Origin of the sequence: Streptomyces sp. S.PNR 29, from assembly GCF_030386795.1 — a bacterium.
In the GTDB taxonomy this organism is placed as follows: domain Bacteria; phylum Actinomycetota; class Actinomycetes; order Streptomycetales; family Streptomycetaceae; genus Streptomyces.
This window is the reverse complement of record NZ_JANUQM010000005.1, coordinates 540,153-555,624: the sequence shown is the minus strand read 5'-3', so window position 1 is coordinate 555,624 and position 15,472 is coordinate 540,153. Positions and strand designations below refer to the sequence as shown.

General features: G+C 69.8%; 10 protein-coding genes. 2 read left to right on the top strand and 8 right to left on the bottom strand.

Annotated features, from left to right (window positions below; genetic code table 11):
- Positions 1 to 6,510 (bottom strand): non-ribosomal peptide synthetase (locus NW895_RS17360; protein ID WP_289936483.1); only part of this gene is annotated, 6,510 nt, incomplete at its 3' end.
- Between the two features lie 154 nt (positions 6,511 to 6,664).
- Here NW895_RS17360 and NW895_RS17355 point away from each other — a divergent pair.
- A complete protein-coding gene (locus NW895_RS17355) occupies positions 6,665 to 7,450 on the top strand; it encodes a hypothetical protein (RefSeq protein WP_354670096.1) in 786 nt (261 codons plus the stop codon).
- Positions 7,451 to 7,475: 25 nt separating this feature from the next.
- On the top strand, positions 7,476 to 8,201 hold the full coding sequence (locus NW895_RS17350) for a 4'-phosphopantetheinyl transferase family protein (RefSeq protein ID WP_289936481.1): 726 nt from the start codon (positions 7,476 to 7,478) through the stop codon (positions 8,199 to 8,201).
- A 3-nt stretch (positions 8,202 to 8,204) separates the two neighbouring features.
- On the opposite strand, the gene NW895_RS17345 is transcribed toward NW895_RS17350, so the two are convergent.
- From NW895_RS17345 to NW895_RS17315, 7 genes are all read right to left on the bottom strand, one after another.
- Complete coding sequence (locus NW895_RS17345) at positions 8,205 to 9,752, bottom strand: amino acid adenylation domain-containing protein (protein WP_289936480.1); 1,548 nt, start codon at positions 9,750 to 9,752, stop codon at positions 8,205 to 8,207.
- Positions 9,753 to 9,814: 62 nt separating this feature from the next.
- Positions 9,815 to 11,074, bottom strand: coding sequence for an MFS transporter (locus NW895_RS17340; RefSeq protein ID WP_289936478.1), 1,260 nt, complete (start codon positions 11,072 to 11,074; stop codon positions 9,815 to 9,817).
- Positions 11,075 to 11,112: 38 nt separating this feature from the next.
- Positions 11,113 to 12,201: an HAD-IIIC family phosphatase gene (locus tag NW895_RS17335; protein ID WP_289936475.1), complete on the bottom strand. Its 1,089-nt coding sequence runs from the start codon at positions 12,199 to 12,201 to the stop codon at positions 11,113 to 11,115.
- A complete protein-coding gene (locus tag NW895_RS17330; protein WP_289936473.1) occupies positions 12,201 to 13,196 on the bottom strand; it encodes a 3-oxoacyl-[acyl-carrier-protein] synthase III C-terminal domain-containing protein in 996 nt (331 codons plus the stop codon). The genes NW895_RS17335 and NW895_RS17330 overlap by 1 nt, the downstream gene beginning before the upstream one ends.
- The gene (locus tag NW895_RS17325) at positions 13,193 to 14,305 is read right to left on the bottom strand and encodes an acyl-CoA dehydrogenase family protein (protein WP_289936470.1); all 1,113 of its coding nucleotides are present in this window, start codon (positions 14,303 to 14,305) and stop codon (positions 13,193 to 13,195) included. Before NW895_RS17325 ends, NW895_RS17330 begins: the two co-directional genes overlap by 4 nt.
- Positions 14,302 to 14,607 (bottom strand): acyl carrier protein, encoded by a 306-nt coding sequence (locus NW895_RS17320; RefSeq protein ID WP_289936469.1) that lies wholly within the window; start codon positions 14,605 to 14,607, stop codon positions 14,302 to 14,304. The genes NW895_RS17325 and NW895_RS17320 overlap by 4 nt, the downstream gene beginning before the upstream one ends.
- Positions 14,604 to 15,470, bottom strand: a complete 867-nt coding sequence (locus NW895_RS17315; RefSeq protein WP_289936527.1) for a 3-hydroxyacyl-CoA dehydrogenase family protein — start codon at positions 15,468 to 15,470, stop codon at positions 14,604 to 14,606. The genes NW895_RS17320 and NW895_RS17315 overlap by 4 nt, the downstream gene beginning before the upstream one ends.
- Positions 15,471 to 15,472 lie beyond the last annotated feature (2 nt).

Sequence of the window (15,472 nt, the reverse complement as noted above, 5' to 3'; positions counted from 1 at the left end):
CCGGACATCAACGCTCACGACATCGGGCAGTACATCCGCAAGAGCCGTGAAGAACTCGGGGTCGACGAGCAGTTCCTTCTCCAGCGCCATGCTCTGCTCGATTGCCGTGCGCACCTCGGAGATCTCGGCAGTGCTTCCGGCTCGCCCCAGTTCGATCGCGGTGCGGAAGGCCCTGAGTGAGCGCATGTTGCGAACGTCGCCGATGAACACCGACCCGCCGGGGGCGAGGAGCTCCATCGCCTGCCGTATCACGCGCACCAGGTAGCCGGTGCTGGGGAAGTACTGCGCCACCGAGTTGATGACGATGGTGTCGAAGAAGCCGGTCGGCAGTCCTTCCACCACGTCCGCAGCTTGACTCCGCAGTTCCACCCGGTCCGAGAGCTCGGGAACAGAGGCGATCTGCCCGCGCAGCCTCTCGATCACCGCCGCCGAGAAGTCAGTGCCCCAATACGTTTCACACTCCGGGGCGATCTTCGCCATCAACAGGCCACTGCCGACTCCGAGTTCGAGCACCCGGCGCGGGTTCAGCGAACGGATCCGTTCCACCGTGGAGGCGCGCCACGCCCGCATCTGAGCCAGCGGGATCGGCGAACCGTCATAGCTGCTGTTCCAACCGGAGAAGTCCTCACCGACGGGCAGATCAGCCGTTTTCGTGTAGTGCTCGTCGTAGATCTTCTGCCATTCGTCGACCTGGTGGGCGTTGGCGTGCTCGTCGGGTTCGGCGTGTGCGGAGGGGACTACGTAGCCGACCAGTCGGACGTCTCCGGTTCGGTCCTCGCGGGCGGTCACCACGGCCTGTTCGACCATGGCGTGGTCTCGCAGTGCCGATTCGATCTCGCCCGGTTCGATCCGGTACCCGCGGACCTTGACCTGGTCATCGGCGCGGCCGACGAACTCCAGTTCTCCGTCCGTGCGTCGTCGTACGAGGTCTCCTGAGCGGTACATGCGTGATCCGGCGGGGCCGAAGGGGTCGGCCACGAACCGTTCCGCGGTCACCGTGGCACGGCCCAGATAGCCCCGGGCCAGGCCGGCACCGGCGATGTACAGCTCGCCGACCACACCGGCGGGGACCGGCCGCAAGGCGTCGTCCAGCACATACACCCGTGCGCCGGTGATCGCGCGGCCCAGCGGTGGTACGCGGCGGCCCGTCAGCGGCTCGCTCACCGTGGCACAGACCGTTGCTTCGGTCGGGCCGTAGGCGTTCACCAGCCGGCGTCCGGCCGACCAGCGTTCCACCACATCCGCCGGACAGGCCTCACCGGCCACCACCACACACTCCACGCCCGTCAGGTCGTCCTCGGACAGCACGGCGAGAACCGACGGCGGCAAGGTCACATGCGTGACCGCGAACTCGGCGATCACCTGTGCCAGGCCCGCGCCGGGCAGCAGCCGTGATGCCGGCGCCACCACCAAAGCGGCGCCCGACAGCCAGGCCATGCACACCTCGGACACCGAGGCGTCGAAGCTCGGTGACGCGAACTGCAGAACGCGGCTGGAATCCCGTACACCGAACCGTTCGATCTGCGAGGCCGCGAGGGAACCAAGTCCCGCGTGGGACACCACCACACCCTTGGGAACTCCCGTCGAACCGGACGTGTAAATCACATACGCCGCGCTCGACGACGTCAGGACACCACCGCGTTCGGTGTCCGTCAGATCCGTATCCGGCAGGCCCTCACATTCCGCCGCCACCCCCGCGTCGTCCACCACCACGACCGGTATCGCGTCCGTCGCGAGTTTCGACGCCACCTCACCCGCCGTCAACACCAGAACGGGGTCTGCGTCGGCCAGCATGAAGCCGATCCGCTCCGCCGGGTAATCCGGATCCAGGGGAAGATAAACCCCGCCCGCCTTCACCACGGCCAGCAAAGCGACGAACAATTCCACCGACCGCGGGAAAGCGCACGCCACCACCCGCTCCGGCCCCACACCCCGCGCCACCAGCAACCGCGCCAGCCGATTCGCCCGCGCGTTCAACTCGCCGTACGACACCACCCCATCCCCGCACACCAACGCCACAGCCTCAGAACACCGCCCCACCCGAGCCTCGAACGCCTGCGGAAGAGGCGTTGCCTCGATCGCGCCGGTCGCCTCCGCGGACCGGTCCAGCAGGGACTCCTGTTCTCCGGGCAGGAGGATGTCGGTGTGCGCGAGAGGCTGGTCGGGGTTGGCGGTCAGCGTCTCCAGCAGGTGTATGAACCGAGCGGAGAGCATCTCGATGGTGCCTCGGTCGAACACATCGGTGCTGTACTCGATGAAGCCGTCCAGACCGCCCGGCTCGCCCTGCGCGTCGTGGCGCTCCCAGAGGCTGAGGAACAGGTCGTACTTGGCGGTCGCCGTCCCCACCAGTTCGGAACGGGACCGTACGCCGAGACGGTCGAAGTCGCTCTCGGGCGCGTTCTGCAGGGCGGCGACGACCTGGAACAGGGGTTGCCTGGCCGCGGTGCGGGTGGGGTTGAGGGCTTCGACGAGTTGTTCGAAGGGCAGGTCCTGGTGTGACCAGGCGGCGAGGTCGGTGTCGCGTACCCGCTGGAGCAGTTCGTGGAAGGTGGGGTCGCCGGAGGTGTCGGTGCGCAGTACCAGGGTGTTGACGAAGAAGCCCACGAGGCCGTCGAGGGCTTCGTCGGTGCGTCCGGCGACGGGGCTGCCGATCGGGATGTCGGTGCCCGCACCCAGCCGGGTCAGCAGGGCGGCCAGGCCGGCTTGCAGGACCATGAACACGCTGGTGCCGGTGTCCCGTGCCAGTTCCCGCAGCCGCCGGTGCGACTCCGCCGGCAATTCCACCGGCAACGCGTCGCCTCGATACGTGGCACGCTGGGGACGTGGCCGGTCGAACGGCAACGCGATTTCCTCGGGGATGCCGTCCAGGCGGGCCTTCCAGTAGGCCAGCTGGCGGGCGTACAGGCTGTCCGGGTCGGTGAAGTCGCCGAGGACGTCGCGCTGCCAGAGGGTGTAGTCGGCGTACTGCACCGGCAGCGGCGCCCACCCCGGCGTCCGTCCCTGGCACCGTGCCTCATAGGCCGTCGCCAGATCACGGGACAACGGCGCCGCGGACCATCCATCGCCCGCGATGTGGTGCAACAGCAGCAACAACACGTACGCGTCCGGCTCGACCACGAAGAGCGTGGCACGCAACGGCGGTTCGGCGGTCAGGTCGAAGGCATGGCGAGCGGCCCGCCGCAGTTGGGTGTTCAGTTCGTCGGAGTCGGTCTCCACCGTGCTCAACAGGTCGGGGACTGCTTCAGGATCGAGAATCACCTGCTGCGGTTCACCTGAGGTCTCGTGGAAGACGGTGCGCAGGCTCTCGTGCCGGGCCACCAGATCTCCCAGCGCCGCCCGCAGCGCGGCGACATCCACCGCGCCCGAGAGGTGAAGCGCGAGGGGGATGTTGTAGGTCGCGCTCGGTCCTTCCAGCCGATGCAGGAACCACAGCCGTCGCTGCGCGAACGACAACGGCACGACCTCCGGCCGCACCGCCGGCACGAGCGCCGGGCGCACCCCCGCATCTGCCGTACGCAGCCACTCGGCCACCCCCGCGACCGTCGGCGCCTCGAACAGCACCGCGATCGGCAGTTCCACGCCGAGTACCGTGCGGATCCGGCTGATCAGACGGGTGGCCAGCAGGGAATGACCGCCGAGCGCGAAGAAGTTCTCGTCGGTACCGACCCGAGCGATGCCCAGAGCGTCCGCGAACAGCTCACACAGGATCTCCTCCTGGGGCGAGCGTGGTGCGCGTCCGCTGCCCGCCGTGCCGAAGTCGGGGGCGGGCAGGGCCTTGCGGTCCACCTTGCCGTTGGGTGTCAGCGGGATCGTGCCGAGGGCCATGATGGCGGCGGGGACCATGTACTCCGGCAGGCGTTCGCGCAGGTGGTGGCGGAGTTCGGTGGTCAGCGCGGCGGTGCTGAGGGATGCTCCGGGATTGGTGGTGTAGGCGGTCAGCTCGTCGTGTGTCTGGGCGGCCGGCAGGTAGACGTCCGTCGGGACGGCGTCGGACATGGTCTCGTGCGGCGCGAACAGTACGTCGAAGCGGCCGTCGTCGCCGTGCGAGTTCCAGGTGACGGCGGTCCACAGGCTGAGCCGGTGTCCCAGCTGGGTGAAGGTGTCCGGCTCCATCCCGGGTCCGTCCGTGGTGAGCTGGGCCAGTGCTTCGGTCACCGGTCGTCCGTCCGCCACCGCTTCGACGGCCGCCAGTTCTCCGGCCAGCCGGCGGTTCGGTACTCCGGTCAGCCGCAGGCGCTCCGTGCCCCGCCGTGACAGCAGTTCTTCCAGAGCGTCCAGGTCGGTGATGTCCTGGCCCCAGCGCAGCTGCTCCGCGTCCCGCCAGGACACCGCACGTGCCGGCTGCTTGCGCAGCACGGCGTCGTACCGGTGCCGGGTCAGCTCATTGTGGTGGGTGCCGTCCTTGATCCGGACATCAACGCTCACGACATCGGGCAGTACATCCGCAAGAGCCGTGAAGAACTCGGGGTCGACGAGCAGTTCCTTCTCCAGCGCCATACTCTGCTCGACGATCTGCCGCAGAACCGAGACTTCGGCAGAGCCGCCGGACCGTCGCAGTTCGATCGCTGTGCGGAACAGCCTCAGCAGACGAAGGTTGCGGATGTCGCCGATGAACAACGACCCGCCGGGGGTGAGGAGTTCCGTCGCCTGCCGTATCACCCGCACGAAATACTCGGTGTTGGGGAAGTACTGCGCCACCGAGTTGATGACGATGGTGTCGAAGAAGCCGGTCGGCAGTCCCTCCACCACGTCCGCAGCTTGACTCCGCAGTTCCACCCGGTCCGAGAGCTCGGGAACAGAGGCGATCTGCCCGCGCAGCCTCTCGATCACCGCCGCCGAGAAGTCAGTGCCCCAGTATGTTTCGCACTCCGGGGCGATCTTCGCCATCAACAGGCCACTGCCGACTCCGAGTTCGAGCACCCGGCGCGGGTTCAGCGAGCGGATCCGTTCCACCGTGGAGGCGCGCCACGCCCGCATCTGAGCCAGCGGGATCGGCGAACCGTCATAGCTGCTGTTCCAACCGGAGAAGTCCTCACCGAATTCCGTAGCGGCCTCGCTCCCGGTGCCTTCCGAATACACCAGGTCATGCATGTGCTGCCATTCGTCGACCTGGTGGGCGTTGGCGTGTTCGTCGGGTTCGGCGTGTGCGGAGGGCACTACGTAGCCGACCAGTCGGACGTCTCCGGTTCGGTCCTCGCGGGCGGTCACCACGGCCTGTTCGACCATGGCGTGGTCTCGCAGTGCCGATTCGATCTCGCCCGGTTCGATCCGGTACCCGCGGACCTTGACCTGGTCATCGGCGCGGCCGACGAACTCCAGTTCTCCGTCCGTGCGTCGTCGTACGAGGTCTCCTGAGCGGTACATGCGTGATCCGGCGGGGCCGAAGGGGTCGGCCACGAACCGTTCCGCGGTCACCGTGGCACGGCCCAGATAGCCCCGGGCCAGGCCGGCACCGGCGATGTACAGCTCGCCGACCACACCGGCGGGGACCGGCCGCAAGGCGTCGTCCAGCACATACACCCGTGCACCGGTGATCGCGCGGCCCAGCGGTGGTACGCGGCGGCCCGTCAGCGGCTCGCTCACCGTGGCACAGACCGTTGCTTCGGTCGGGCCGTAGGCGTTCACCAGCCGGCGTCCGGCCGACCAGCGTTCCACCACATCCGCCGGACAGGCCTCACCGGCCACCACCACACACTCCACGCCCGTCAGGTCGTCCTCGGACAGCACGGCGAGAACCGACGGCGGCAAGGTCACATGCGTGACCGCGAACTCGGCGATCACCTGTGCCAGGCCCGCGCCGGGCAGCAGCCGTGATGCCGGCGCCACCACCAAAGCGGCGCCCGACAGCCAGGCCATGCACACCTCGGACACCGAGGCGTCGAAGCTCGGTGACGCGAACTGCAGAACGCGGCTGGAATCCCGTACACCGAACCGTTCGATCTGCGAGGCCGCGAGGGAACCAAGTCCCGCGTGGGACACCACCACACCCTTGGGAGCTCCCGTCGAACCGGACGTGTAAATCACATACGCCGCGCTCGACGACGTCAGGACACCACCGCGTTCGGTGTCCGTCAGATCCGTATCCGGCAGGCCCTCACATTCCGCCGCCACTCCCGCGTCGTCCACCACCACGACCGGTATCGCGTCCGTCGCGAGTTTCGACGCCACCTCACCCGCCGTCAACACCAACACCGGTTCGGCGTCGGCCAGCATGAAGCCGATCCGCTCCGCCGGGTAATCCGGATCCAGGGGAAGATAAACCCCGCCCGCCTTCACCACGGCCAGCAAAGCGACGAACAATTCCACCGACCGCGGGAAAGCGCACGCCACCACCCGCTCCGGCCCCACACCCCGCGCCACCAGCAACCGCGCCAGCCGATTTGCCCGCGCGTTCAACTCGCCGTACGACACCACCCCATCCCCGCACACCAACGCCACAGCCTCAGAACACCGCCGCACCCGAGCCTCGAACAGGTCGGGCAGAACGGCCTGCGGTGCCGTCTGAGTCATGTCGTTCACGTATTCCTCCGACTCATAGACCGAGGGCCGCGACAGGCCGTCGGAAACAGGTAAATGGCGAGGTGAAGAGTGGCTGACCGGAAAGGGCGGACCGGGTCAACTCCCGCCTTGCTTCGGCACGATGGCGTCTGAAAAGGTGACGTCCGTGACTTCTCGCATCCGCACGCTCGTCGTCTGTGCCACCCTGGTCATTTCTCTGATCGGCGTCGCTTTGCTGGCTCCACTGCCGTTCGCGGTACTCGTGCCAGGTCCCACCGCCGATGTGCTCAGCGCCCAGGACGGCAAACCGGTCATTGCGATAGATGGCACCCGGACCCGGAGAACGACGGGCGAACTCCGGCTGGTGACGGTCGTTTCGGTTACTCAGCCGGACACGTCGGTGAAGTTGCCGGAAGTGGTGGGCGCCTGGTTCGACGGAAACCGGGCCGTCGTGCCTCGTGACGCCGTCTACCCCGCGGGTAAGTCCATCGAGGAGATCGAGCGGCACAACGTGCAGGAGATGAACGACTCCCAGAATGCCGCCGAGACAGCGGCACTGAAGCACCTGGGACTGTCGCCGAAGAAGGTCAGGGTGCGGTTGACGCTGCCGGACGTGGGCGGACCGAGCGCCGGGCTGATGTTCGCCCTCGGCATCATCGACAAGATCGACGGCGACGGACAGGGCGGGGACCTCGCCGGCGGGCGCACCATCGGCGGCACCGGCACCATCGCCGCCGACGGCACGGTGGGCGCCGTCGGGGGCATCGAGCTCAAGGAGCAGGCCGTACGGCGGGACGGGGTACGGATCTTCCTGATGCCCCGCAGCCAGTGCTCCGTAGCCCGGGCCGCTCGCCCCGAAGGGCTGCGACTGGTTCCCGTCGATACGCTCGATGACGCTCTCAGCGCGCTGAAGGCCCTGCGCGGCGCCGGTGGCAGCGTTCCCAGTTGCTGACCCGGTGAGGGAAAGGATCACGCCGATGCGGCAGGCCACCGCCGTCCGTGACGACCAGGCTCTGGCAGTGGTGGTGAGCACCCAGGAGGTGCTCGGCCACCCTGCGGCGCGAAGGAACGTGCTCACGTCGGTCGAACTACGCCGGGCGGCGGCCTTCCGGTTCGACCGGGACCGCGATGACTTCGTGGCGGCGCACCTGCTGGTGCGCCTGTGTGCCGGCCGTCTGCTGGGGGTGCCCGCCGACACCCTCTCGCTGGTGCAGCACTGCGCCGACTGCGGTTCGCGGGAGCACGGCAAGCCGTCGCTGGCCGGTTTGCCGGACGTCCACGTCAGTCTGTCCCACACCCAGGGCGTGGTGGCCGCGGCCGTCGGCCGGCAGCGGGTGGGGGTCGACGTGGAGCGGGCGACGGTGCCCGACACCGTACTGGTCGCGGCCGAACGGGTGCTGAGCGACGTGGAGCTGCGGACGATGCGTGCGTCGGCCCTGCCTGACCGGTACTTCCTGCGGCAGTGGGTGCGTAAGGAGTCGCTGGTCAAGATCGGCGAGACCAGGCTGGGCGACATGGCGAAGACCGATCTTTCCGCCCTGCCGGTGGACACACCCGACGGCTCGCCGTGCCTGTCCCGCCACGGCGAGCTGTATGTCCTCGACTGGACCGACGACCGCAGGGACGCCGTGGCCGCCGTGGTGAGCGCCGGGCGGCCGAGGCTTGGGGTCGCGGAGACACCGCTGTCGGACATCACTGACTGAGCATCAGGCGAGCAGCTCGGCGAGCCGTTGGCGGTCCAGCTTGCCGTTGTCGTTGTAGGGGAACTCCTCCAGGTGCTGTATCCGGCGGGGCACCATGTGCAGCGGGATCTGCTGCCGCAGCCAGCGGGTGAAGTCCCGCGCCCGCATGTCCTTGCCCAGATAGGCCGCCACCAGCCGGTCCTCGCCCTGCACGCGGACCACGACCACGGCGGCGTCGACGACCTCGGGGTGGCGGCGCATCGCCGCCTCGACCTCACCGGGCTCCACCCGGTGCCCCAGGACCTTCACCTGGTTGTCGAGCCGGCCGCGGTGCACCAGCAGGCCGTCCTCGCGCCGCACCCGGTCTCCGGTGCGGTACCAGTGGCGTGCGGTGAGTTCGCCGGTACCGTCGTAGGGCACGGCGGGCTCGCCCGCTTCGTACGTCAGGAACCGTCCGGCGTTGTCGGCCGGGTCCAGATAGCCGTCGAACCGCTGGGGCCCGCGGACGCACAGCTCGCCGTCCTCGCAGGGCCGGCCCTGCTCGTCCAGGACGACCGCCTCCATGTGCGGGTACGGCCGGCCGATCGGCACCGTCCCGTTGGAGCCGGCCGTCCACTGCGCGCGGTCGGCGGGCAGCTCGTGGTCCGTGCACGTGATGGTCAGCTCGGTCGGCCCGTAGAGGTTGTGGATACGGCTGCCCGGTGCCACTTCGCGCCACAGGTCGACCAGTTGCACGGTGACCGGCTCGGCGCTGAAGCAGCTGTGCCGCAGCGATGTCACCCGGCCCAGCGGCAGATTGCCCAGCCGCTGCGCGGTGGTGACCACCGAGGGCACGCTGAACCAGTGGGTGATGCGACGGTCCACCACGAAGTCCACCGGGCGGTAGAGGTCGTCACGGTCCGGGACGACGAGGACGGCTCCCGACCCCCAGGCGACGAACATGTCGAAGACGGAGGGGTCGAAGGTCAGGCCGAACGCCTGGGACACCCTGCTGCCGGGCCCCACCTCGTAGCGGGCGATGTTGTACGCCACGTACGGGGAGACATTGCGGTGCCGGATCGGCACCCCCTTGGGCCGACCCGTGGACCCCGAGGTGAACAGCAGATACGCCTCCCGCGCCGGGTCGGTGGGGCAGTCGGGCAGCCGGCCCGCGGGCGGCGGCGGGGACGGTGCGTCGTTCGAGGGGACGAGGAGCACCGTGGGCCGGAAGTCCTCGGGCAGGTCGGCGAAGACGGTGCCGTGGGCCTCCTGCGCCAGCACCGCGCCGACCTCGGCCCTCCGGGCGATGTCGAGATTGCGCTGCCGCGGGTAGTCGTCGTTCAGCGGCACCACGGAAGCCCCGAGCCGCTGGATGGCCAGATACCCGATATAGGCGGCCGCGGTGCGCGAGGCCACCAGGGCGATCCGGTCCGGCACCTGCCCGTGCTCGCCGACGATGCGGGCGGCCAGCGCCTGGACCCGCTGGTGCAGCTCGCGATAGGTGAGGATCTGGTCCCGCAGTTCCAGCGCGGGCTCGTCCGGCCAGCGGCGGACGGACTCGGCGAACCACTGGTAGAGAGTGTGATCTGACAAGGGGAGCTCCACGCGGAACTGGGTCGGGACTGCGAGTGCGGCAGGGTCCTCGGGGGATCGGGTCATGGCGCGGTATCCGGCTGCTGGGCCGCCATGCGCAGCACGGGGCGCGTGGTGAGCGCGGCCAGCAGGAGGATGCCGACGCCGGCCGCCACGAAGGGGATGTTGACCTGCATCAGCTTCGCCACCGCTCCGCCGGCCAGCGCGCCCAGGGGGATGGTGCCGGTTCCCACCAGGCGGTAGAAGCCGTTGACCCGGCCGAGCTTTTCCGGTGCGGTGACCGCCTGGCGGAACGACACGGTCAGAGACTGGTAGACCGCGGCGCCCAGGAAGAGTGCGGCGAAGGACGCTGCGGCGACGAGCGGCTGCCGCACCAGGCCGATCGCCAAGGTGGCCGCGCCCACCAGGCCCATCGCGGCCAGAGCGGCGGGAAACAGGCCGAACGCGCGGGACAGGGGCGCGTTCAGCAGTCCACCGGCGATGCCGCCCAGCGCGCCGACGGCCAGGAACACACCGAAGGCGCCCTCGGGCAGGCCGAGCCACTGGACGACGTACAGCACCTCCAGCGCCCCGATGGCGCCCATGAAGAAGTTCAGCGTGCCGAGCATGCCGGCCAGTGACATCAGCAGGCGGTCGGAGCGCACATGGCGAGCGCCGTCGGCGACCAGGACACGCCAGCGCGGGGTGGTTCCGCGCTCGGCCGGCCGGGCGGTCGACGGGGTGGTGCCTGGACGCCCGATGGTGGCGAGCAGCGCGGCGCCCAGCAGGAACGACACACCGTCGATGAGGAAAGGCAGTGCCGCCGCCGCGACGAAGACCACGCTGCCCAACGGCTGTCCCGCCGAGTCGCGGAAGACCAGCTGGGCGATGTGCAGCCGGCCGTTGGCCGCCGCCAGCCGGGAGCTGTCGACGACCGCGGGGAGGAACGACTGGGCGGCCACCACGTACACGGTCTCGCCGAGTCCCATCGCCGCCGCCGCGACGCAGACGATCGCCAGGCCGGCCGTGCCCGTGGCCAGGCTCAGCGCGAGCAGCAGAACGACCACGGCACGCGCGATGTCGATCCCGATGAGCAGCGAGCGCCGGTCGACCAGGTCGGCCCAGGCACCGGCCAGCGGCGACAGCAGCAGAGGCGACCAGTTGGCCACCGTCACCAGGGAGATCAGCAGCGGGTCGTCGGTCAGTGAGACGGCGACCAGCGGCAGCGCCGTCAGCCGGATGCCGTCGCCCAGCGACGAGATGGCGCCGGCCGTCCACAGCCGACCGAAGGCACTCCACGGCGCGGCGCCGTCGCCGGGACGGTCCGGGACGCTGTCGGCCACACCCCGATCGCCCGGCGTCGTGCTACTTGCCCCGTCGGTCATGACCACTGGCCCAGGGAGTCGTCCGCGGACCACAAAGTGGGCCCGAAGGTCGTCAACGTCCGAGGAGCGGCCTGCCGTTGCGGTACCAGATGCAGCCGTTGCACACCCTCGCCGGACTCGGACGGCCCGTCGCCGCCGCGGCACTCGCAGGGCGCGCTGCCGAACCCGGCGAACCGGTAGGCGACCTCCATGATCCGGTTACGGGCGGTGCGCCGGAAGTCGGCCTCCAGATGGACACCGGCCCGGGCGGCCTGGTCCATCAGCCAGCGCAGCAGCTGCGTGCCGATACCGAAGTTGACCACACGGCAGGAGGTGGCCAGCAGCTTCAGGCGCCACTTGTGCGGTTGCCGCTGCAGCAGGACGACGCCCACAGCTCCGTGTGAGCCGAACCGGTCCTCGACCGTGGTCACCAGCACCTCGTGCTCGGGGTCGTCGACCAGGGCGCGCAGGGACTCGTTCGAGTAGTGCACACCCGTGGCGTTCATCTGGCTGGTGCGCAGGGTGAGCTCCTCGACCCGGGCCAGATCCTCCGCCCGCGCCCGGTCGATGTGCATGCGCATCCCCAGGGAACGGACGAAGTCCTCGTCGGGTCCCGTGAACTCGCTGCGGGCCGCCTCCCGCCGGAACTTCTGCTGGTACAGGGTGCGCCGCTGACGGGCGTCGGCGGTCACCACCGGACTGAACTCCGGGAGCTCCGCCAGTCCCGCAGCCTCCTGGGCGTCGTAGCAGCGGACGTCCGGCAGGTGGTGGGTGACCTCGGCGCGTTCGGTGGGCTGATCGTCGATGAAGGCGATGGTCCCCGGCGCGAAGTTCAGTTGCTCGGCGATGGTCCGTACCGAGTCCGACTTGCGGCCCCAGCCGATCTGCGGCAGCACGAAGTACTCGGCCACGCCGAGCTTCTCAAGCCGCTCCCAGGCGTCTTCGTGGTCGTTCCGGCTGGCCACGGAGTGCAGGATGCCGCGCTCGTCCAGTTGGCGGAGCACCTCCAGCACCCCGGGGCGCAGGGTGAGCGTGTCGTTCTCCAGCAGCACTCCCTGCCACAGGGTGTTGTCCAGGTCCCACACCAGACACTTGACCGTGCTCATCACACCTCCCAGAGGGTCACGGCCCAGGCCGCCACGGGACTGTTGTTGAGGACCAGGACCAGGTCGCCGGGCGCCAGCTCGCCGGTGGCCAGCAGCCGGTCCAGGTTGAGCACCACGTCCATGGCGCCCAGGTGCCCGTACTCCGCCAGGTGCCGGTGGCAGACCGGGTGGATGGGCAGCCCGAGGAAGGACTCGTAGAACTGGAAGGCGGGGGCGGTCACGTTCTGCATCAGCGTGGCGGCGACCCCGGCGCGGTCGACCTGGGCCTCGGCCAGCACCTCGTCGACCAGCCGGGCCAGCCGCTGCTGGCTGTGCAGGGCGAGCTCGAACCGGTACCGGTCGGCGGACCGGCACTCCTCTCGCCACTCGTACCAGGGCGCACTCTTGTAGTCGACGCGGAACAGGTCGTGGAACTTGCCGTCGGTCTCCTGGCGGTGGGCGCGCAGCACCGGCCGGCCGCCGCGGACCATGGTCATCGCGAAGGCACCGTCGCCGATGACGGTCACCGGGTAGCGCACCCGGTCCAGCGACACCGGACGGCTGGCATGGGTGATCAGCACGCTGTGCCGGGACGGGTCGGCCAGCAGCAGGTCCCTGGCCAGGGACCAGGCCGTGCTGGAGCCGGTGCATCCGAGTCCGTCGAGCACGAAGGAGAAGGCGGAGGTCAGCCCGGCCTCCTTCGCGATGTGGCCGGAGTCCGAGCCGAGCAGGACCTCCGGGGCGCGTGCTCCCACGGCCACCAGCACATCGGGTTCCCGGTCGGCGCCGTCCAGCAACTCCCGTGTCGCCTGGGCGGCAAGGCCGGCCGAGGTGGCCTCGTCGGTGAACCGGCTCACCGTACGGATGCCGCACCCGCGGGCGAAGTCCGCCTCCTCGCGCGGCAGATTGTCCAGCTCCGGCAGCTTCTCCACGGGGAAGCGCTCATCGGGCAGTACGCAGTGGATGGCACCGATGCCCACCGCCGCCGCGTCGCCGTCGTTCACAGTCGTGGTCATATCGAACCCACCAGTGCGTGTTCCGCGAGCAGCAGCTGGCTGATCTCCGTGCTGCCCTCGATGATCTCCATCAGCTTCGCGTCGCGGTACGCCCTGGCGACCGGGTGGCCGTCCCGCGCTCCGCGGGAGGCCAGCACCTGGACGGCGGCGGCCGCGCCCTTGACGGCCTCCTTGGCCGCCACGTACTTGGCGAGCACCGCCTGCGTCCCGGTCTGCGGACTTCCCTCGTCCCAGCACGCGCTGGCGAACTCGCAACAGCGCCTGGTGACGTGCTCGCCGACGGACAGTTCGGCCAGGTGGCGGGCCACCAGCTGGTGCTCGGCAAGGGGTTTGCCGAACTGGACACGGTGCTTGGCGTGCCGGGCCGTGGCGTCCAGGCAGGCGCGCAGGATGCCCGCGCAGCCCCAGGCCACCGAGAGCCTGCCGTAGGTCAGCGCCGAGGTGGCCAGCATGGCCAGCGGCATGCCCGCCCCGCCCAGTAACTGCCCGGCGGGCAACCCGACGTCGTCCAGGTGCACATCGGCGTGCCCGGCCGCCCGGCAGCCCATCGGGTCCGGTAGCCGCTCCACCCGGACACCGGGCGCGTCGGTGGGCACCAGCACCACGGCCGCTCCGTCGCCGTAGGTGCCGAAGACGGCGAGCAGATCGGCGTACGCACCGCCGGTCGTCCAGATCTTGGAGCCGCTGACCCGCACCGAGTCACCGTCGCGGCGGATCTCGGTGCGGATGCCGGACAGATCGCTGCCCGCATCCGACTCGCTGAACGCCACGCCGATGACCTCGCCACCGGTCAGCCGGGGCAGGAACGTCCGGCGCTGCTCGGCACTGCCGATGCGCTGGATGGTCCAGGCGGCCATGCCCTGCGAGGTCATCAGCGACCGCAGCGAACTGCACAGGCTTCCGGCGTGCGCGGTCAGTTCGCCGTTGTCCAGGCTGTTCAGGCCCAGCCCGCCGTGCTCCGGGCCGACCTGGGCGCACAGCAGTCCGCGGCGGGACGCCTCGCGGACCACCGCCTCCGGGATCCGCCCCTGCCGGTCCCACTCGTCGGCCTGTTCGCCGACGAGTTCGGTCAGCTCGGTACAGGCGGCACCGACCGTGTCGGCCCTCACCGTCCCGGTCCCGGCTCGCCCCCGCGCAGCCGCTCGACCAGTGCGGCCATGGCGTGCACGGTACGGAAGTTGTCCAAGGTGAGGTCATCGCCCTCGACGGTGACCTTGAACTCCTGTTCCACGTACTGCAGCAGTTCCAGGGAGAACAGCGAGGAGACCACTCCCGAGGCGAACAGGTCCTGGTCGGCGGCCCATTCGGTCTTCGTCCGGGCACGGAGGAACCCCAGCAGGCTCTCTCGCACCGGGTCGGCAGCGGATTCGGCTCCGGGCTGCCGGGCCAGGTCGTTGTCGAGGGTGCTCATGCGCTCGTTCCTCCGTAGATGTGAAAGCCCTTGCCGGTCTTGCGGCCGTGGTCGCCCGACCGCACCTTGTCCAGCAGCAGGTCGCAGGCGAGGTAGCCGTCGTCCCCGGTGCGGTCGTGCAGGACCCGCAGGGTGTCGACGACGTTGTCGAGGCCGATGAGGTCGGCGGTGGCGAGGGGGCCCGTGGGGTGCCCGAAGCATCCGGTGAAGACCCGGTCGACCGCCTCGGCCGGCGCGCGCCCCTCCTCGACCAGCCGGGCCGCGTCGTTGATGACGCGCATCAGGATCCGGTTGGAGACGAAGCCGGGGCCGTCGCCGACCAGCACCTCGTCCCGGTCGAGCGCGGAGAGCAGCGAGCGCAGCGCGGCCATCGCCGCCTCGCCGGTGCGCGGTCCGCGTACCACCTCGACGGCCCGGATCAGATAGGGCGGGTTCATGAAGTGGGTGCCGACGACGTCCTCCGGCCGGCTGGTGTAGCCGGCCAGTTCGTCCACCGGGATGGCCGAGGTGTTCGAGGTGATCAGAGTGCCGGGAGCCACGGCGTCGCAGATCGCGGCCAGCGCCTTCATCTTGGCGTCGGTGGTCTCCGTCACCGCCTCGATGACGGCGCCGGCCTCGCGCAGATCGTCGTAGGAGGTACTGACGGTCAGCTCCCCGGCGGCACCGGCCGGGAGCTTGCCCATCATGCGGGCGAGCCGCAGTTCCTGGCGGATCGCGTCCTGTGCCCGGCGCAGCCGCTCCTCGCTGATGTCGAGGAGCAGCACCGGAACACCATGGCCGACGGCCAGCGTGGTGATCCCCACGCCCATCACGCCCGCGCCCACGATCGCCAGCCTGCGGGTGGTCCAAGCCCCGTTCATCATCG

What these genes read in the sequence shown, in the direction of transcription:
- NW895_RS17315 (WP_289936527.1), bottom strand. Translation starts at nt 15,470, where the DNA reads ATGATGAACGGGGCTTGGACCACCCGCAGGCTGGCGATCGTGGGCGCG.
- NW895_RS17350 (WP_289936481.1), top strand. Translation starts at nt 7,476, where the DNA reads ATGCGGCAGGCCACCGCCGTCCGTGACGACCAGGCTCTGGCAGTGGTG.
- NW895_RS17330 (WP_289936473.1), bottom strand. Translation starts at nt 13,196, where the DNA reads ATGACCACGACTGTGAACGACGGCGACGCGGCGGCGGTGGGCATCGGT.
- NW895_RS17320 (WP_289936469.1), bottom strand. Translation starts at nt 14,607, where the DNA reads ATGAGCACCCTCGACAACGACCTGGCCCGGCAGCCCGGAGCCGAATCC.
- NW895_RS17335 (WP_289936475.1), bottom strand. Translation starts at nt 12,201, where the DNA reads ATGAGCACGGTCAAGTGTCTGGTGTGGGACCTGGACAACACCCTGTGG.